This is a genomic window from Propionivibrio sp. (genome assembly GCF_017995515.1).
In the GTDB taxonomy this organism is placed as follows: Bacteria; Pseudomonadota; Gammaproteobacteria; order Burkholderiales; family Rhodocyclaceae; genus Propionivibrio.
Genome location: NZ_JAGOIT010000028.1, coordinates 1 through 16078 on the forward strand (window position 1 = coordinate 1; position 16078 = coordinate 16078).

At 66.0% G+C, this 16078-nt stretch carries 14 protein-coding genes; 1 reads left to right on the forward strand and 13 read right to left on the reverse strand.

Annotated elements, in window-relative coordinates:
- Positions 1–140 precede the first annotated feature (140 nt).
- From KBA32_RS06470 to rsmB, 13 genes are all read right to left on the reverse strand, one after another.
- Positions 141–731 carry a TIGR00730 family Rossman fold protein gene (locus KBA32_RS06470; protein WP_294356668.1) on the reverse strand — a complete coding sequence of 197 codons (591 nt, stop codon included), beginning with the start codon at positions 729–731 and terminating at the stop codon, positions 141–143.
- Positions 732–812: 81 nt separating this feature from the next.
- Entirely contained in the window at positions 813–1193 is a 381-nt protein-coding gene (locus KBA32_RS06475; protein ID WP_294356670.1) for a DUF1840 domain-containing protein, read from the reverse strand.
- Between the two features lie 200 nt (positions 1194–1393).
- Positions 1394–1903, reverse strand: coding sequence for a hypothetical protein (locus KBA32_RS06480; RefSeq protein ID WP_294356672.1), 510 nt, complete (start codon positions 1901–1903; stop codon positions 1394–1396).
- 125 nt (positions 1904–2028) lie between these two features.
- The gene (locus tag KBA32_RS06485; protein ID WP_294356674.1) at positions 2029–3000 is read right to left on the reverse strand and encodes a hypothetical protein; all 972 of its coding nucleotides are present in this window, start codon (positions 2998–3000) and stop codon (positions 2029–2031) included.
- A gap of 157 nt (positions 3001–3157) precedes the next feature.
- Positions 3158–3949: an ABC transporter substrate-binding protein gene (locus tag KBA32_RS06490; RefSeq protein ID WP_294356676.1), complete on the reverse strand. Its 792-nt coding sequence runs from the start codon at positions 3947–3949 to the stop codon at positions 3158–3160.
- Positions 3950–4025: 76 nt separating this feature from the next.
- Complete coding sequence (locus tag KBA32_RS06495; RefSeq protein WP_294356677.1) at positions 4026–6044, reverse strand: primosomal protein N'; 2019 nt, start codon at positions 6042–6044, stop codon at positions 4026–4028.
- 368 nt (positions 6045–6412) lie between these two features.
- Complete coding sequence (hemE, locus tag KBA32_RS06500) at positions 6413–7468, reverse strand: uroporphyrinogen decarboxylase (protein ID WP_294356679.1); 1056 nt, start codon at positions 7466–7468, stop codon at positions 6413–6415.
- Between the two features lie 46 nt (positions 7469–7514).
- Entirely contained in the window at positions 7515–8969 is a 1455-nt protein-coding gene (locus tag KBA32_RS06505; RefSeq protein WP_294356681.1) for a TrkH family potassium uptake protein, read from the reverse strand.
- A gap of 9 nt (positions 8970–8978) precedes the next feature.
- Positions 8979–10415, reverse strand: a complete 1437-nt coding sequence (trkA, locus tag KBA32_RS06510; RefSeq protein WP_294356684.1) for a Trk system potassium transporter TrkA — start codon at positions 10413–10415, stop codon at positions 8979–8981.
- A gap of 103 nt (positions 10416–10518) precedes the next feature.
- Entirely contained in the window at positions 10519–11781 is a 1263-nt protein-coding gene (locus KBA32_RS06515; protein ID WP_294356686.1) for a response regulator, read from the reverse strand.
- 12 nt (positions 11782–11793) lie between these two features.
- Positions 11794–13932, reverse strand: a complete 2139-nt coding sequence (locus tag KBA32_RS06520) for an ATP-binding protein (protein ID WP_294356688.1) — start codon at positions 13930–13932, stop codon at positions 11794–11796.
- Positions 13929–14558, reverse strand: coding sequence for a DUF4390 domain-containing protein (locus KBA32_RS06525; RefSeq protein WP_294356689.1), 630 nt, complete (start codon positions 14556–14558; stop codon positions 13929–13931). The genes KBA32_RS06520 and KBA32_RS06525 overlap by 4 nt, the downstream gene beginning before the upstream one ends.
- Positions 14533–15822 (reverse strand): 16S rRNA (cytosine(967)-C(5))-methyltransferase RsmB, encoded by a 1290-nt coding sequence (rsmB, locus tag KBA32_RS06530; protein ID WP_294356691.1) that lies wholly within the window; start codon positions 15820–15822, stop codon positions 14533–14535. The genes KBA32_RS06525 and rsmB overlap by 26 nt, the downstream gene beginning before the upstream one ends.
- Here rsmB and KBA32_RS06535 point away from each other — a divergent pair.
- Positions 15809–16072, forward strand: coding sequence for a hypothetical protein (locus KBA32_RS06535; RefSeq protein WP_294356693.1), 264 nt, complete (start codon positions 15809–15811; stop codon positions 16070–16072). The two genes, rsmB and KBA32_RS06535, sit on opposite strands and share 14 nt — an antisense overlap.
- Positions 16073–16078 lie beyond the last annotated feature (6 nt).

Below are 16078 nucleotides of genomic sequence, written 5' to 3' on the forward strand. Positions count from 1 at the left end.
GGAGTACCGGTGCAATGCCCTTCGGTTATTGCACCCTACAGACTGCATTCCCTTCGGTCACATTGCACCAATCCACCTCGCGCCGTAGCGTCGTAGGGTGCAATAAGCGAAGCGCATTGCACCAACCCACCACCGTCCCCTCAAGTCTCGCCGCGCTTCATCCACTTCGGCAATTCGGGCGCCGAGTAGGCGGCAAAGCGATCAAGTAGAACTGCCGGATCGGATTCGACGACGAGCATGTCGCGCTGCTCCTGGCGCACAAAACGCTCGTGCGCCGAGTGGTCGAGGAATGCGGTCAGGCCGTCGTAGTAGCCGGCGACGTTGAGCAGGCCGCAGGGCTTCTTGTGAAAGCCGAGCTGCGCCCAGGTCCACACCTCGAATATCTCCTCGAAGGTGCCGATGCCGCCGGGCAGGGCGACGAAGCCGTCGGCGAGTTCGGCCATCAGCGTCTTGCGCGCGTGCATCGACGGCGTGACGTGCAGTTCGGTGAGCCCTTGATGCGCGAGTTCCTTCTTCATCAGCGACTCGGGGATGACGCCGATCGCCTCGCCGCCCAGACGCAGCACTTCGTCGGCGACCGTGCCCATGATGCCGACGTGCGCGCCGCCATAGACCAGACGGATGCCGCGCGGCGCCATTGCCTGCGCCAGCGCGCGTGCGGCGTCGGCGTAATCGTCGATCCGTCCGCTGCTCGAACCGCAGTAGACGCAGAGGCTTTTCAGTTTCTTCATCGGGTATTCATCACAAAAGAGCAAATCGGAGGCGCGTCACTTTAGCGCATCCGGTGCGCCGACGATGTCGACGCGGACGGATCAGAAGTCCTTGGCCGCCTCCCAGAGGATGAAGCCGCCTTCCTTGTGCGTCCATTCCATCAGGTTGATCAGCGGTTGCGCGCGCTGGCCAAGATGCACGCCGATGCGGCCGGCCATGTATTCCTCCTCGCGCGCGGCCTTTTCCTCGGGATCCTCGTCCTCGTCGTCGTGGTTCGCGCGCGCCCGACGCTCGGCTTCCAGCAGGGCATGTTTTTCGTCATTGACCGCCCGGTGCAACTTCTCGATCGCTTCGGGCAACTGCTCGGCGATGAACACGCCGCGCGCCGTGCACTCCTTGCCGATGATGTGAAACAGGCGGTGAGCGTGCTCGGCCAGCATGATCATTTCCCCGGAGGTGTTCGATGTCAGCTTGATCAGCATGGTGGCTCCTTCCTGCACGAGTGCGGCGGCGAAAATGGGGAGAAGGGCTTGCGCGGTGCGCGCGCAAAGTTGTTCCGGCTGATTTCATTCTATACCGCGCGTCCGATTCTGCTGGCGGGCAGCATTTTTCTACCAATTTCACGCGGGTTTAGTCGAGCGACTCAAGCTGCTCCGTTCCCGAATGCCGGTGCTTGCCGGCTTCAGGCTGCGCTGCCGGAACCCTCCGATGCGGAACCGGGCTGGGCGGTGAGCGCTTCGAGCAAGGCGACCAGCGCTGCCGTGTCGCACGCGTCGCCGGCGTGCTGCATCTGCCGGGCAAGCGCCCGTGCCAGCGCGCGCAGTCGTTCGCCCACTTCGTCGAGTACGCGGCAGACGGCGTCCATCCTCGTGGCGTCGCTTTCAAGCGCGGCGAGTTCGGAGAGATCGTAGACGCCGATCCTGCGCACCGTCGCATCGATTGACAGGATCGATTCCAGGGCGAAGCGGCCGATTCCGGTCGGCTCAGGCAGGGCTGGTTCGCCAACCAGCGTCTCGGCCAGCCGGCGTGCCAGGCGCAACTGCTTGAGGGTCGGCAGCACGCGTTCCGCGAAATGATTGAACTCGGTATTTGCGCCGTCGCCCCCGGGGACGCACACCGGGGTGGCCGGCACCACGCCGACGTGGTCACGCTGCGCTGCCACCGTCCTGTTCCGTTCCGCCAAATCTGACATGAATCCCTCCGCACACCCGACCCCGCTCCGGCGGAATCACGATGAGATGCTCGCAGATTCGTTCGAAGCTGAAAATCCGTAGTTTGCGCAACGTTTTGCGGAAACTACGGATGCGGGATGCGCCGCTATACCGCCAGATCGACCTGCTGCAGCGTTCCGACGCCGCCGTCCTCGCGCAGATAGACACCGCTGGCGCGGATCTGCGCGAGCAGGCGGTTCTCCGAATCGGTCAGCGAGAAGGGCGTGTCGACCGAATCGAGGTAGAGCGCGCCGACGCCGCGCTGCGCCAGGGTGCTCAAACCATCCCGCCCGTCGCCGTCCGGCGCCCAGATGCACAGGCGTGCAAACACGTCGTCGTTCTCGTCGATCCAGCGGTTGCCGTCGAGGTCAAAACGCGCGAGGTCGGCAAAGCCGTTGCCCGACTTCGTGCCGAACAGCTCGCTGCCGTCGTTGATCCGGCCGTCGTCGTTGGCGTCGAAGGCGAGGTAGGCGCTGCCGCTGGCGAGCGCGGCGATCGACTCGTTCGTGCCGTCGCAATCGAGATCGAAGGAGAAACACTTGCCCGAGAGTTCGGCCGCCTTGCCGTCGAAGTTGATCACCAGCGGGTCGCGCAGGACGGCTTTCTCGACCGTCACCGTCTTGCGCTCGCAGAAATAGTCGCGGCACATGCCGAGTTCGAGCGTGAAGTCGATCGTCCGCCCGTCCGCCGTCTGCACCTTGCCGGTCGAGGCGAAGTCGGTGCGCTCGTGCTCGCGGATTGATTCGGTCGTCGCGGTCGTCGCGGTCGTCCACTCCATCTCCGTCCGCCGCGCGCGCGTCGGTTGAGGCGAATCTTTGGTCGGGACGGTTTCGCGCAGATCGCTGATTTTCGCCGTCCGGTTGCCGGTGATGAATTCCAGCATGCGCGCGATCAGCGATTCGAGCGTCAGCAGCAGCTGCCGCTGCCGGTCTTCCTCGCTCACCGCCGACAGTTCCGACGCCTGCGCGGCGCCGTCGATCAGGGTGCGGAAGTGACCGGTCGATTCGACCCTGATTTCGCATTCGCTGGAAAAACTGTGGCAGGCATTCATCGCCACGGCGGATTGCTCGATTTTCATGGGCGCCTCCTCGTGCTGTCGGGAGGCGGGGAGATGCAAGGCACGTGCCAAGACTGCACGGACGGCAACAAACCGCGGCACTGCGCCGTTCGCCGGCAATGCGCAGCGGCAAACCGGCAAGCGGCGGCCGGCACGGCGGCAAAACGCGCCGTGGGCGTTATTCCCCCAGGGTCTCGCGCACGATGCGCTTGAACGACCCGTCGCGCTTCATCTCGAGCAGCGCCTTGTTGAAGCAGCCGAGCAGCTCCGTTTTCGCCGCCGTCTTGTTGAAGGCCAGATACGCGGGCGAACTGGCGAGCAAGACACCGGCCGGCTCGATCCCGAGCATGCCCGCCGCTGCGAGATTCGCGCGACCGGACTCTTCCACCGCCAGGATGGCATCGACACGCCCGTCCTTCAGTTTCAGGAAATTCGAACGATCACTCGACACTTCCTCCGTCGCAATCGAACCGTCCCGGCTCGCGCGATCGAAGTCATCGCCATACGACCAGCCGCGCAGGACGCCGACCTTCCTGCCGTACAGATCGGCCACCGAGCGGAATTCGAACGGCTGCGCACGCCGGTAGTAAACGACGACGTTTTCAACGTGGATCGGGTCGCTGAAATCGTACCTGGCCAGCCGTTCGCTGTTCTTGTAGAGGCCGCCGATGCCGGCGTGCGCCTTGTCGATCTCGACGAATGCGCGCTTCCAGGGCTTGGCCTCGATGCGCACATTGTCGTGGCAACGGCTGAGCGCGACCCGCAGAATGGCCGGGTAGAGACCGAACGGATAGCCGGCGCGGCTCGACATGAAAGGTGCGTTGTCGGCATCGACGTTGACGATGAGCGGCGGCGGTACTGCCCCGCCATCCTGCGCGGCGTGCGCCTGCCCGGCGTGCGCGACGACACCGGCGACCGGACCGGCAATCGCTGCGAAGAGGAATGGCAGCAGCCGGAGCATCATTGTCATTGGCGGTACGGACGGACTGGGGACGAGTTCCATTCTACGCGCGCCGCGCCGGCAGCGGTCGCGCCATCCCGCCGTCTCAGAATTCCAGCGGGTCCACTTCGAGATGCCAGCGCAGTCGCGACGGGGCCTTGATCGCTGCCAGAAGTTCTCCCCACTGGCCAAGGAAAGTCTGCAAGGCGCGGCGCGAGGACGATTCGACGAGCAGCTGCGCGCGTTCGAAATTGGCCCGCCGCGCCATGCGCATCGGCACCGGGTCGTAGAGCATCACGTCGGCGTGCGCGGCGGCGTCCGGCCAGGCACGCGCCGTCGTCAGGAAGGCGAGCGAGTCGGCGAGCTGCGGCGCTTCGGCGCGCAGCATGGCCTGGTAGGCGTAGGGCGGAAAGCCGGCCTGCTCGCGCTCCTTCAACTGCGCGTCGGCGAAGGCTGGGTAGTCGTGGCGGACGAGCGCCGCGTAGAGCGGGTGTTCGGGGAATTGCGTCTGGATCAGCACTTCGCCGGGCAGCTCGGCGCGCCCGGCGCGTCCGGCGACCTGCATCAGCTGCGCGAACAACCGTTCGGGCGCGCGCCAGTCGGAGGCGAACAGCGCGGCGTCGGCGCCGAGCGCGCCAACCAGCGTCAGCCTGGGGAAGTCATGCCCCTTGGCCAGCATCTGCGTGCCGACGAGGATGTCGGCGGCGCCGTCGTGGATCTGCTCGACGAGCGCCTCCCACTGCTTGCGGCTCTTCGCCGAGTCGCGGTCGACGCGCAGGATGCGCGCCTGCGGGAAGCGTTCGGCGAGCACCGCCTCGATGCGCTGCGTGCCGCGCCCGAAGGGCTGGATGTCCTGGTTGCCGCAGGTCGGGCAGGCGCGCGGCACGCGGCACTCGAAGCCGCAGTGATGGCAGCGCAGGCGGCCGTCGGCGAGGTGCAGCACGAGGTTGGCGGCGCAGCGCTGGCAGCGCGAGATCCAGCCGCAGGCGGTGCAGGTGAGCACCGGGGCATAGCCGCGCCGGTTGAGGAAGACGAGGCTCTGTTCGCCACGTTCGAGCCGCTGGCCGAGGGCGCGCAGAAGGACGCCGGAGAGGCCGTCCTGCAGTTTTTCGAGCCGCGTGTCGATGCGCTGGACGGCGGGCAGGCGGGCGTTGGTCACGGCGCGCTCGCGCAAGGTGAGCAGCGTGTAGCGCGCCGGCGTGCGCGTGTCGGTCGCGTTCGCCCAGCTCTCCAGCGACGGCGTCGCCGAACCGAGCACGATCGGGATGCCGCGTTCGCGCGCACGGAAGACGGCGACGTCGCGCGCGGAGTAGCGCATGCCGTCCTGCTGCTTGAACGAGGCGTCGTGCTCCTCGTCGACGACGATCAGCCCGAGGTCGGGCAGCGGGGTGAAAATCGCGAGGCGTGTGCCGAGCACGATGCGCGCCGAGCCGTCGAGCGCCGCGCGCCAGTTGCGCGTGCGCGCCGCCTCGGTGAGTTCACTGTGCAGGCTGGTCAGACCGGCGTCGGGAAAGCGCGCCGCGACGCGCGCTTCGAGCTGCGGCGTCAGGTTGATTTCCGGCACCAGCAGCAGAACCTGGCGGCCGGCGGCGAGCGCGCGCTCGACGAGGCGCAGGTAGACCTCGGTCTTGCCGCTGCCGGTGACGCCGTGCAGGAGGTAGGCGCGAAAACCGCCGCCTGTTTCGCCATCGCCGGCGATCCGTTCCAGCGCCGCCTGTTGCTCGTGCGTGAGTTCGGGCGGCGTTTGCGTCGCCGTGCTCTTTGCCGCACGCCGCGCGCCGCGCGCCTTCGGCGGATCGACCCGGCGCAGGCCGGCCGGTAGCGTCGAGATCATCACCTCGCCGAGCGGCGCCTGGTAATAGCCGGCGCAGAACTCGCACAGGCGGAACCAGTCGGCGGGCAGCGCCGGCAGGTCACGCAGGACGGCTTCGACCGACTTCAGCTGTTCGGGCGCGAAGTCGCTGCTTTCGGGCAGTTCGACGACGACGCCGATCTTCGCCTGCCGGCCGAAGGGCACGCGCACGCGCACGCCGATGTCGGCCACCGTCAGCACTTCACCGGCGGGGGCGAGGTAGTCGAAAAAGCGGTGCAGCGGCACGTCGAGCGCCACGCGAACTATCTGCATGCGCGGTCCCGCGTCGTATCCGGCTGCCGGATATGACAAAGGCCATAGTCGCCGAACGCTGACTTAGCGATAGAAGTTCGCGCAAGTTCGTGAATATTGGCGTAACTCATTAACTTCTTGAAGAATTCGCGGTTGTTCACAATTTCTGTGGATAACTCTGTGGGTTAAAGCGGAACAGATGATCCAGAACCGCGTCCTGACTGGGTTTTTCTTACTCTGCCGAAAAATGTGGCAAATATTTTTCTTATAAAAATCAATAGCTTGAACATAAGCAACTGATTTTCTTGAGACTTGTCAAGAAACTGTTACCGATTCGAATTTCTGTGCATAAGTCAACTGCGAAATTTGCCTTTGTTACATACGTAAATTCACCGCCGGTAGCCATGCACGGCCTCGACCAGCGCGCTGACGTGCTCGGGCGGCGTGTATTGCGAGATGCCGTGGCCGAGGTTGAAGACGTGCCCGGTCTCGCCGGGTCCGTAGGCGTCGAGCACCTTCTTGGCCTCGGCGGCGATGCGCTCGGGCGAGGCGAACAACACGTTCGGGTCGAGGTTGCCCTGCAGGGCGACGCGGTCACCGACGCGGCGGCGCGCTTCGCCGATGTCGATCGTCCAGTCGAGGCCGATCGCGTCGCAGCCGATGCCGGCGATCGACTCGAGCCACAACCCGCCACCCTTGGTGAAGACGATGGACGGGATGCGTTCGCCGTCCTTCTCCTTGATCAGGCCGGCGACGATGCGTTGCATGTAGGCCAGCGAGAACTCCTGGTAGGCCGCCGCCGAGAGCGCGCCGCCCCAGGAGTCGAAGATCATCACGGCCTGCGCGCCCGACTCGATCTGGGCGTTCAGGTAGGCGATCACGGCGTCGGTGGTCACCGTCAGGATGCGGTGCAGGAGGTCCGGCCGGTCGTAGAGCATCGTCTTGATGCGCCGGTAGTCGCTGCTCGATCCGCCCTCGACCATGTAGCAGGCGAGCGTGTACGGGCTGCCGGAGAAGCCGATCAGCGGCACCGAGTTGTCGAGCGCGCGGCGGATCTCGGCGACGCCGTCCATCACGTAGCGCAAGTGGTCGTAGGGATCGGGCACGCTGAGGTCGCGGATCGCCCACTCCTCGCACAGCGGCCGTTCGAACTTCGGCCCTTCGCCTTCGGTGAAGTAGAGGCCGAGGCCCATCGCGTCGGGCACGGTGAGGATGTCGGAGAAGAGGATCGCCGCGTCGAGGTCGAAGCGCGACAAGGGCTGCAACGTCACCTCGCAAGCCAGCGCCGGCGATTTGCACAGCTGCAGGAAGCTGCCGGCGCGTTTGCGTGTCTCGCCATATTCCGGCAGGTAACGCCCGGCCTGACGCATCAGCCAGAGCGGCGTATGGTCGGTCGGCTCCTTGAACAGGGCGCGCAGGAAGTTGTCGTTGCGGGGTCGGGTCACGTCGGGCTCCGCCAAAAAGCAAACGCCGATTATCCGCCGGAAACGCCTACTTGCGCCAGAAAGCCGGCGTCAGCACGACAAGCAGGGTGAAGATCTCGAGGCGACCGAGCAGCATGGCGAAGGTGCATACCCAGGTCTGGAAGTCGTTGAGCACCGCAAACGTCGTCGAGGGTCCGACCTGGCCGAGGCCCGGGCCGGTGTTGTTGATGCTGGCGACCACGGCCGAGAAGGCGGTGACGATGTCGAGACCCGACAGCGAGAGGAGCAGGGTCATCGAGACGATGCAGGCGACGTAGACGAAGCCGAAGGCGAGCACGGCGAACAGGATATTGACCGGCACCACCTCGGAGCCGATCCTGACCTGATAGACGGCGTTCGGATGGATGGCGCGCACGAGTTCGCGATTGACCTGCTTGTAGAGCAAGAGCGCGCGGATCATCTTGATGCCGCCACCCGTGGACCCGGCGCTGGTCGCGAAGCTGCACAGGAAGAGCATCCACAATGGCGCAAACATCGGCCACAGGGCGAAATCCACAGAGGCGAACCCGGTCGTCGTGGCAATTGATATGACGTTGAACGCCGAACGACGCAAGGCCTCAAGGGCGTCCGGATAAATCTGGTAGTAAATCAGGAACGCTGCAATTCCGATCACGCTGCCCAGCGTCACGACCAGATACCAGCCGGCCTCCGGATCGACGCGGTACGGGCGCAGACTGCGCCCTCTGATAGCCAGGAAATGCGTTGCGAAGTTCATGCCGGCGAGCAGCATGAAGACGATGGCGACGCACTCGATGGCGACCGAGTTGAAATAGCCGAAACTCGCGTCGTGGCTCGAGAAGCCGCCCAGACCCATTGTCGAAAAGGTGTGCATGATCGCGTCGAGCCAGCTCATGCCCGCCCAGCGGTAAGCGGCAAAGCAACACAATGAGATGCCGGTGTAGACGCCCCACAACCCCTTGGCCGTTTCGGCGATGCGCGGCGTCATCTTCGAGTCCTTCATCGGCCCCGGCGTTTCGGCCTTGAACATCTGCCGGCCGCCGATGCCGAGCAGCGGCAGCACGGCAACGGCGAGAACGATCAGCCCCATGCCGCCCAGCCAGACGAGCTGCGTGCGCCAGAAGTTGATCGACGCCGGCAGATCGTCTAGCCCGGTCAGGATCGTCGCGCCGGTCGTCGTCAACCCGGAGACGGCCTCGAAGTAGGCGTCGGTGAACCCGATGCGCAGCCCGATCATCAGCGGCAGCGCGGCAAACACGGGCAGCACGGTCCACACCAGCGCCACCATCAGGAAGCCGTCGCGAATGCGCAGGTCGCGCTTGCTCTTGCGCGTGACGTACGCCAGCAGAGCGCCGGTCGCCAAGGTCAAGGCAATCGCCTCGTCGAACGTGCTTTCGGCGCCGTCGTGCAGCAGCCACGATACCGCCACCGGCAAGAGCATCGTCAGCCCGAACATCAGGATGACGAGCGACAGAACGTGGAGGACCGGCATCAGGCTGCGCATGGCAATGGCTCAGAAGAAGTGGAACCCGACTTCGAACAGCTTCTCGACCTTCTTCACGACCTTCTTGCTCATGCAGAAGACGATGACGTGGTCACCGCTCTCGATCATCACCTCCTTGTGTGCGATCAGCACCTGGCCGCGTTCGGCCTTGGCGCTCACCTCGTAGCCGGAGGGATTGTCCGGTGCGTCCATCCCGCTGCCGCGCACGATCGCCGCGACGATGGCGCCCTCGATCGGCGGCAGCTCGCCGACCCGGCGCCCGACGACGCGCGAGCTCTTGGGATCGCCGTGCACGACGAGTTCGATCGCCTCGGCCGCGCCGCGCCGGAGGCTGTGCACCTTGACGACGAAGCCGCGCCGCACGCGCGTCAGCAAGTCGCCGATCGAGACCAGTGCCGGCGAGATGGCGATGTCGATCGGCCCGCCCTGCACCAGCTCGGCGTACACGCGCCGGTTGATCAGCGCCAGCACGCGCTTGCAGCCCAGGTTCTTGGCCAGCGACGCCGACATGATGTTGTCCTCGTCGTCGTTGGTCAGCGCCATGAACAGATCGGATTCATCGATCGCTTCCTGCTGCAACAGCTCCTCGTCGGTCGCGTCGCCGAGCAGCACGAGGCCGTTGCCGAGCTGGTTGGCAATGAACTGCGACCGGCCGCTGTTGTGGTCGATCAGCTTGACCATGCAGCGCCCTTCCAGGCGTTTGGCGACGCGCAGCCCGATGTTGCCGCCGCCGGCGATGATGACGCGCCTGACCGGCTTGGTCATCCGCCGCAGCTCGACGAGGACGCGCCGGATGTGCGCCTCGGCGGCGAGCACGAAGACCTCGTCGCCTTCCTCGAGGACCGTGTCGCCGGTCGGTGTGATCGGATGGTCGCGGCGGTAGACGGCGGCGATGCGCGCCTCGATGCCGTCACCCAGGTGTTCACTCATTTCCTTGAGTGGACGACCGACCATCAGGCCGTCGGCATACACGCGCAGGCCGACGAGCGCAACGAGACCGCCGGCGAACGAGAGCACCTGCAAGGCTTCGGGGAAATCGACGAGCTTGATCAGGTAGTCGGTAATCACCTGCTCGGGGCAGAGTGCGTAGCTGACGGCGAAGTTGTCTTCGTTGAGCAGTTCAGGGCGGTCGAAATACTCGCGCGAGCGCAGGCGGGCGATACGCGTCGGTACATGGAAGAGGCTGTGCGCGAGTTTGCAGGCGACGAGGTTGGTCTGGTCGCTCTTGGTCAGCGCGATCAGCATGTCGGCGTCCTCGATGCCGGCATCGCGCAGGGTCGAGGGCAGGACCGCGTTGCCGACGACCGTGCGCAGGTCGTAGCGGATCTGCAGGTTTTCCAGGCAGGTGCGATCGGTGTCGACGACCGTGATGTCGTTCTTTTCCGAGACGAGACTCTGCGCGACGCTGGAGCCGACCTGGCCGGCCCCGAGAATGACGATTCTCATTTTTCCCCCCTGCCGCGTGGTTTCCCGTCAGAGTCTGTAAAAAAACTCAAAATCCACCACGGAGGACTCTGTGGTGGATGTTTCGGCATTTACTCACAACCTCTCAGGCTTCCTGTTCTTCGCTGCGCCGACCGGTGCTCAACCCCAATTGCTTCAACTTGCGGTACAGGTGCGTGCGTTCCAGCCCGGTCCTGTCGGCAATCCGCGTCATGTTGCCGTTTTCGCCCTTCAGGTGATGCTCGAAGTATAGACGCTCGAACGCCTCGCGCGCCTCGCGCAGCGGCTGGTTGAAGAGCGGCAGCGCGGGCGGCGCCTTCGGCGTCGGCGTGACGTCGCGCTCGAGCACGCTGTTGACGTCATCCACTGTGATTTCATCTTCAAGCGCCGCGAGCGCGAGGTTGCGCACCGCCGCCAGCAGCTCGGCCCACTCGCCCTGCCAGTGATGCAGGCGCAAGGCGTTGAGCGCCGCGCTCGAGAAGCGCCGCGCAGGAACTTCGTTGCGCTCGACCAGGTGCGAAAGGAGAATGCCGGCGATTTCCGGCACGTCGTCGGGGTGGCTGGAGAGCTGCGGCAAGGCCACCCAGACTTCGCCTAGGCGCGCCAGCAGCGCCGGTTCCCAGCCGGCTTCGCCGAGCGTCGAGATCGAATGCGTAGACGCGGCAACCAGCTGCAGGTTGTGCTTTTCCAGGCGTTCGAGCGCGTAGACGAGGTTCTTCTGCTGCAGCTTGCCGAGCAGCATCAGATCGGAGACAAAGAGGATGCCGCCGGCGGCGTTGGCGAGCATCTCGTGCGTCAGCGGCGCGCTCGATGCCGACAGGTCGAGCCAGGCCATCTTCGGTGCCTGCAAGGTACGCGCGCAGATTTCGGCGATGCTGCCGGTGGCGCTCTTGAGCAGGAGCACCGAAGTCTTGGCCGCGGCCTGTTCGAGCCGCTTCCTGAGATCCTTGAGCAGCGGCGAACGCGAGAAGGCATCAAGCGTGAGCGGCGGCTTCTGCGGCGCGACTTCGTGCTTCAAGGCCTTCTTCACCGTCGCCAGCAGCTTTTGCAGGGCGATCGGCTTCTCCAGGAAATCGACCGCGCCGACGCGCGTCGCTTCGACCGCCGAGTCGATTGTGCCGTGCCCGGACATCATCACCACCGGCATCGTCAGCAGACCGCCGGCCGACCATTCCTTGAGCAGCGAGATGCCGTCGGTATCGGGCATCCAGATGTCGAGGAGGACGAGGTCGGGGCGCATTTCGCCGCGCACCCGCCGCGCCTCGGCCGCGTTCTCGGCCAACGAGACGCTGTGCCCCTCGTCGGACAGGATCTCCGAGAGCAGCTCGCGGATGCCCATTTCGTCGTCGACCACCAGAATTTTCGCCATCTTCCGTTCTCTCTACTGTTCTCTTTTTTGTCTGTGTTCGTGGCCCGACGCCAGCGGCAAGCGAATGCACACTTCGGCGCCCGTCGGCTGCAGGTTGTTGATGCGGATCCTGCCCTGGTGCTCGTCGACGATCTTCTTGACGATCGCCAGGCCAAGGCCGGTACCGCGCGTCTTGGTCGTTACGTAGGGTTCGAAGACACGCGCGATGATCTCGGGCGGGAAACCCGGCCCGTGATCGGCGACGACCATCTCCACCGTTTCGTCGACCTGGCGCGTCGCAATCTCGATGCGCGCGTGCGCCAGGTCTTCCTGCGCGTCTTCGGCGTTGCGCAGGAGATTATGGATGATCTGCCGCCACTGGCTGGCGTCGCCCCAGACGGCCGGCAAGTCGGCGGCCAGATCGGCGGCGATCGTCGCGTTCGAGGTCTCGTACAGGCCGAGCACCTCGCGGATCAGCGCGTTCAGGTCGAGGCGCGCCAGCTCGGGTGCCGGCATGCGCGCGTAATCGGAGAATTCATTGACCATGCGCTTCATCGCCTGCACCTGGTTGATGATCGTCTGCGTCGAGCGGTCGAGCATTTCGGCGTCGGCGCCGGCGAGCTTGTCGGCGAACTTCATCTGCATGCGCTCGGCCGAGAGCTGGATCGGCGTCAGCGGGTTCTTGATCTCGTGCGCCAGGCGGCGCGCGACTTCGCCCCAGGCGGCGCTGCGCTGCGCGGCGACGAGGCTGGTGACGTCGTCGAAGACGACGACGTAGCCGCCGTGCGCCCCTTCCGGCAACTGCGTGCCGCGCAGGAGCAGCATCTTCGGCGCCCCGCCCGGCTCGTCGAGCTGGATCTGCGTCTGCCACTCCTTGCCGCCGTGCTCGGCGAAGGCGTTGCGGATCGCCTGTCCGAACACCTGCTCGCGCGGCCAGGCGTCGACCGTCTCGCTGACGAGGCCGGTGAAGTCGTCCTCGAGAATCGCCTGCGCGCCGGCATTCACCGTGCGCAGCATGAAGCGGCGATCGAAGACGAGGACGCCGGCCGAGAGGCTGGCGAGGATCGATTCGAGGTAGGCGCGCGCCGATTCGACCTCGGCGCGGTGGCGCTCGGTGTCGCGCCGCGCGTCGTCGAGCTGGCGCGTCATGCGGTTGAACGACTGCGTCAGCACGCCGAGTTCGTCGCGGCTGTAGATCGCCTGGCGCGGCGTGAAGTCGCCGGCGGCGACGGCCTGCGTGCCCTCGGCGAGGATCGAGAGCGGCGCCGACAGCCGGCGGGCCAGCACGTAGGCCGTGGCGATCGCCGTGAACAGCGCGAGCAGTACGGTCAGCGTCAGCGTCATCGCGTAGATGCGCGTCAGGCCCTGGCGCCCGAGCGACAGCTCCTGGTAGTCGCGATAGACCTGCTGCACGCGCTCGGCGTTGAGCGCCAGTCCCTCGGGCACTTCCTGCGTCAGCTGCAGGACGCGCGTCTCCTTGCCGAGACCGGCCGGCGCCACCGTGACGAGGACACGCAACAGCAGATGGTTGTCACCGGCACTTTCTATCCCGCGATAACCGCGCCCGACGCGCGCCTGGCGCAGCTGGTCGCTGGTCGGCTGCTCCGGCATGAAGGCGGCGAGTTCGCTCGTCGCCGTCGCCAGCAACTGGCCACTGGTGCTGAACAGGGCGACGTACTGCACGCCGGTCTGGTCGCGCAGATTGCTCAGCGCCGTACGCCGCTTGCCGTCACTCAGATCGCTCAGTTCGAGGGCGATGGTCTGGCCCTTGTCGGCGAGGTCGTCGAGCAGCGAATCGAGCGCGCTGCGGCCGAGGTTGAGTCCCGATTCGAGCGCCTTCTCGACGCGCACATCGAACCAGGTCTCGATGCTCTTGGTGACGAACTGGACCGACACCGCATAGACGAGGACGCCGGGCAGCACGGCCATCAGGCCGAACATCAGCATCAGGCGCAGCTTCAGGCGCGAACCGAAGACCTTGGCCCGGTGCTCCAGCCAGAGCGCGCGCACCTGCCAGCCGATGAGCGTGAACAGCGACAGCGCAACGACGGCGTTCAGCCCGAGCAGCCACGGATAGTGGCGGGCGAAGAGCGCCGTGTTGGCCGTCGCCGAGGCGAGGAGAAAGAGGAGGATGCCGCCGAACGAGGCCGCAACGATGATCAGGCGCTTCATCGACTGCCTTCCTCTTCGCTGACCGGCTCGTCTTCGGGCGAACTGACCGGCGCCGCCTCGGCGTTGACGAAGGGCCAGCGCGCCCACTCCGACTCGAGGTTCCAGTCCTTGTTCGACAGGGCGCTCACCTGGAAGGTCTTGGGCATCTGCGTGAGATCGAGGCGCAGGCGCAGCTTCGCCGTACCCGTCTGGCCGACGCCGACTTCGCCCTTGTCGATGACGACCCAGTTGCGCAGGCGCGACATCACGCGCAACGCTTCTTCCAGCGACGGAAAGCTCTGATGCAGACCGCCGGTGGACACGCGGTACTGGCGTGTCAGGGCGTGGTAGTAGAGCTGGAAGGTCTTGTTGCGCCGCAGCACCTGCTCGTCGAACCAGTACCAGCGCGACTTGCTCAGCTCGAACTCGGCCGCGAAGTAGAGGACCACGCCCTTGTTCACCGCTTCTTCGAGACGGTGGTTGAAGTTGATGTTGAAGTCGGCGGAAGCGACGTACTCGCCGTCGTCGAGCACCAGCTGCGGATTGCGCACGCTGATGCCGGTTCCCGCCGCCAGGGCTACCTGCGCACAAAGCCACAGGAAGAGTGCGGCGAGGAAGAACCTAGTCCGGCTTGCGCAGCAAGGCATAATAGAACCCGTCGCGGTCGTCCTGCGGCAACAGCCGCTCCTCGCTCACCCGCTGTGCGCCGGGCTGGCGCACGAGGAAGGCGTCGATCTGCGCACCGTTCTCTTCCGGGAAAACGGAGCACGTCGCGTAGAGCAAGCGGCCGCCCGGCTTGAGCACCGCCCAGAGGTCGTCGAGGATCTGCGCCTGCGCATGCACCAGGCGCCGGATGTCGCTCTCGCGGCGCAACCGCTTGATGTCCGGATGACGGCGGACGACGCCGGAGGCCGAACAGGGTACGTCGGCCAGAATCGCGTCGAACGGACGGCCGTCCCACCAGTGCTTTATATCGCTGCAATCGGCGGCCTTGACCTCGGCGCGCAGTCCGAGGCGCTGCAGGTTCTCCTCGATGCGCCGCGTGCGGCCGGCGTCGATGTCGAGCGCCACGAGGTCGAGGTCGGCCGATTCCAGCAGGTGCGCCGTCTTGCCGCCGGGCGCCGCGCAGGCGTCGAGCACACGTGCGCCGGCGGCCGGCGCCAGCAGTTCGGCCGCGCGTTGCGCGCCGGCGTCCTGCACCGAGACGAGTCCGTCGAAAAAGCCGGGCAGGGCATCGACCGGCACCGCCCTCTCCAGCACCAGTCCGGCGTGACCCACCGGGCGCGCCGGGAGTCCGGCGGCCGCGAGCCGGCCGAGATAGTCGGCGACCGTGCCTCGGCGCAGATTGACGCGCAGCGTCATCGGCGGCGGCTCGTTGCCGGCGGCGACGATCGCCTGCCAGTCGTCGCGATACGCCCGGCGCAGGCGCGCCAGCCACCAGCGCGGATGCTGGAAAACGGCCTCTTCATCCTGAGCCATCGCCGCCAGCAGCTCGGTACGCTGGCGCAGGAAGTTCCTGAGCACGCCGTTGACCAGCCCCTTGAAGACGCCGCCCGCCAGTTCGCCGGCGGCGATGACCGCCTGATCGACGACCGTGTGCGGCGCATCGGGACGCGTGTCGAGGCGATACAGCGCGGCCAGCAGCAAGGCTTGCGTCTCGCCGTGCGTCAGCGGTTTGGTCATCAGCCGGCCGAGGATGAACTCACCCCAGCCGTAACGGCGCAGCACGCCGTAGGCAACATCCTGCGCCGCCGCGCGCGCCGAAGGCGGCTCCGACGCGAGGACGCCGAGCGCCTCGCTCAGGCTCTTGCCGGCATGGACGGCCGCCAGCACACGCGCCGCCAGCAACAGGCTCCAGCCGAGGGAGTCTGCGGCCAGCGCCGAGATCGACGGCGACGTGGCAGCGGCCACCGGCCGATCCTTTTTGACGACGCGCACACGCCGCGACGCGGAGGGTGATGACGAAGGCGGAGAAGCAGGAGTGGATGTAGCCAAGGCGATGATTCGCAATGTGTTGAGGTTGATCGAGTTTAGCATGATGACGGCTGGCTCATCGCGCGCGCAGCGCCGTCGCAACGCCCGCTCCAGCATCGGTGAAGTCTCGTCTCGCCGGGTGGTTTTTTTGCCGCCCTTTCCTTACTATCTCGCAACAGGGAAATGATCCTGG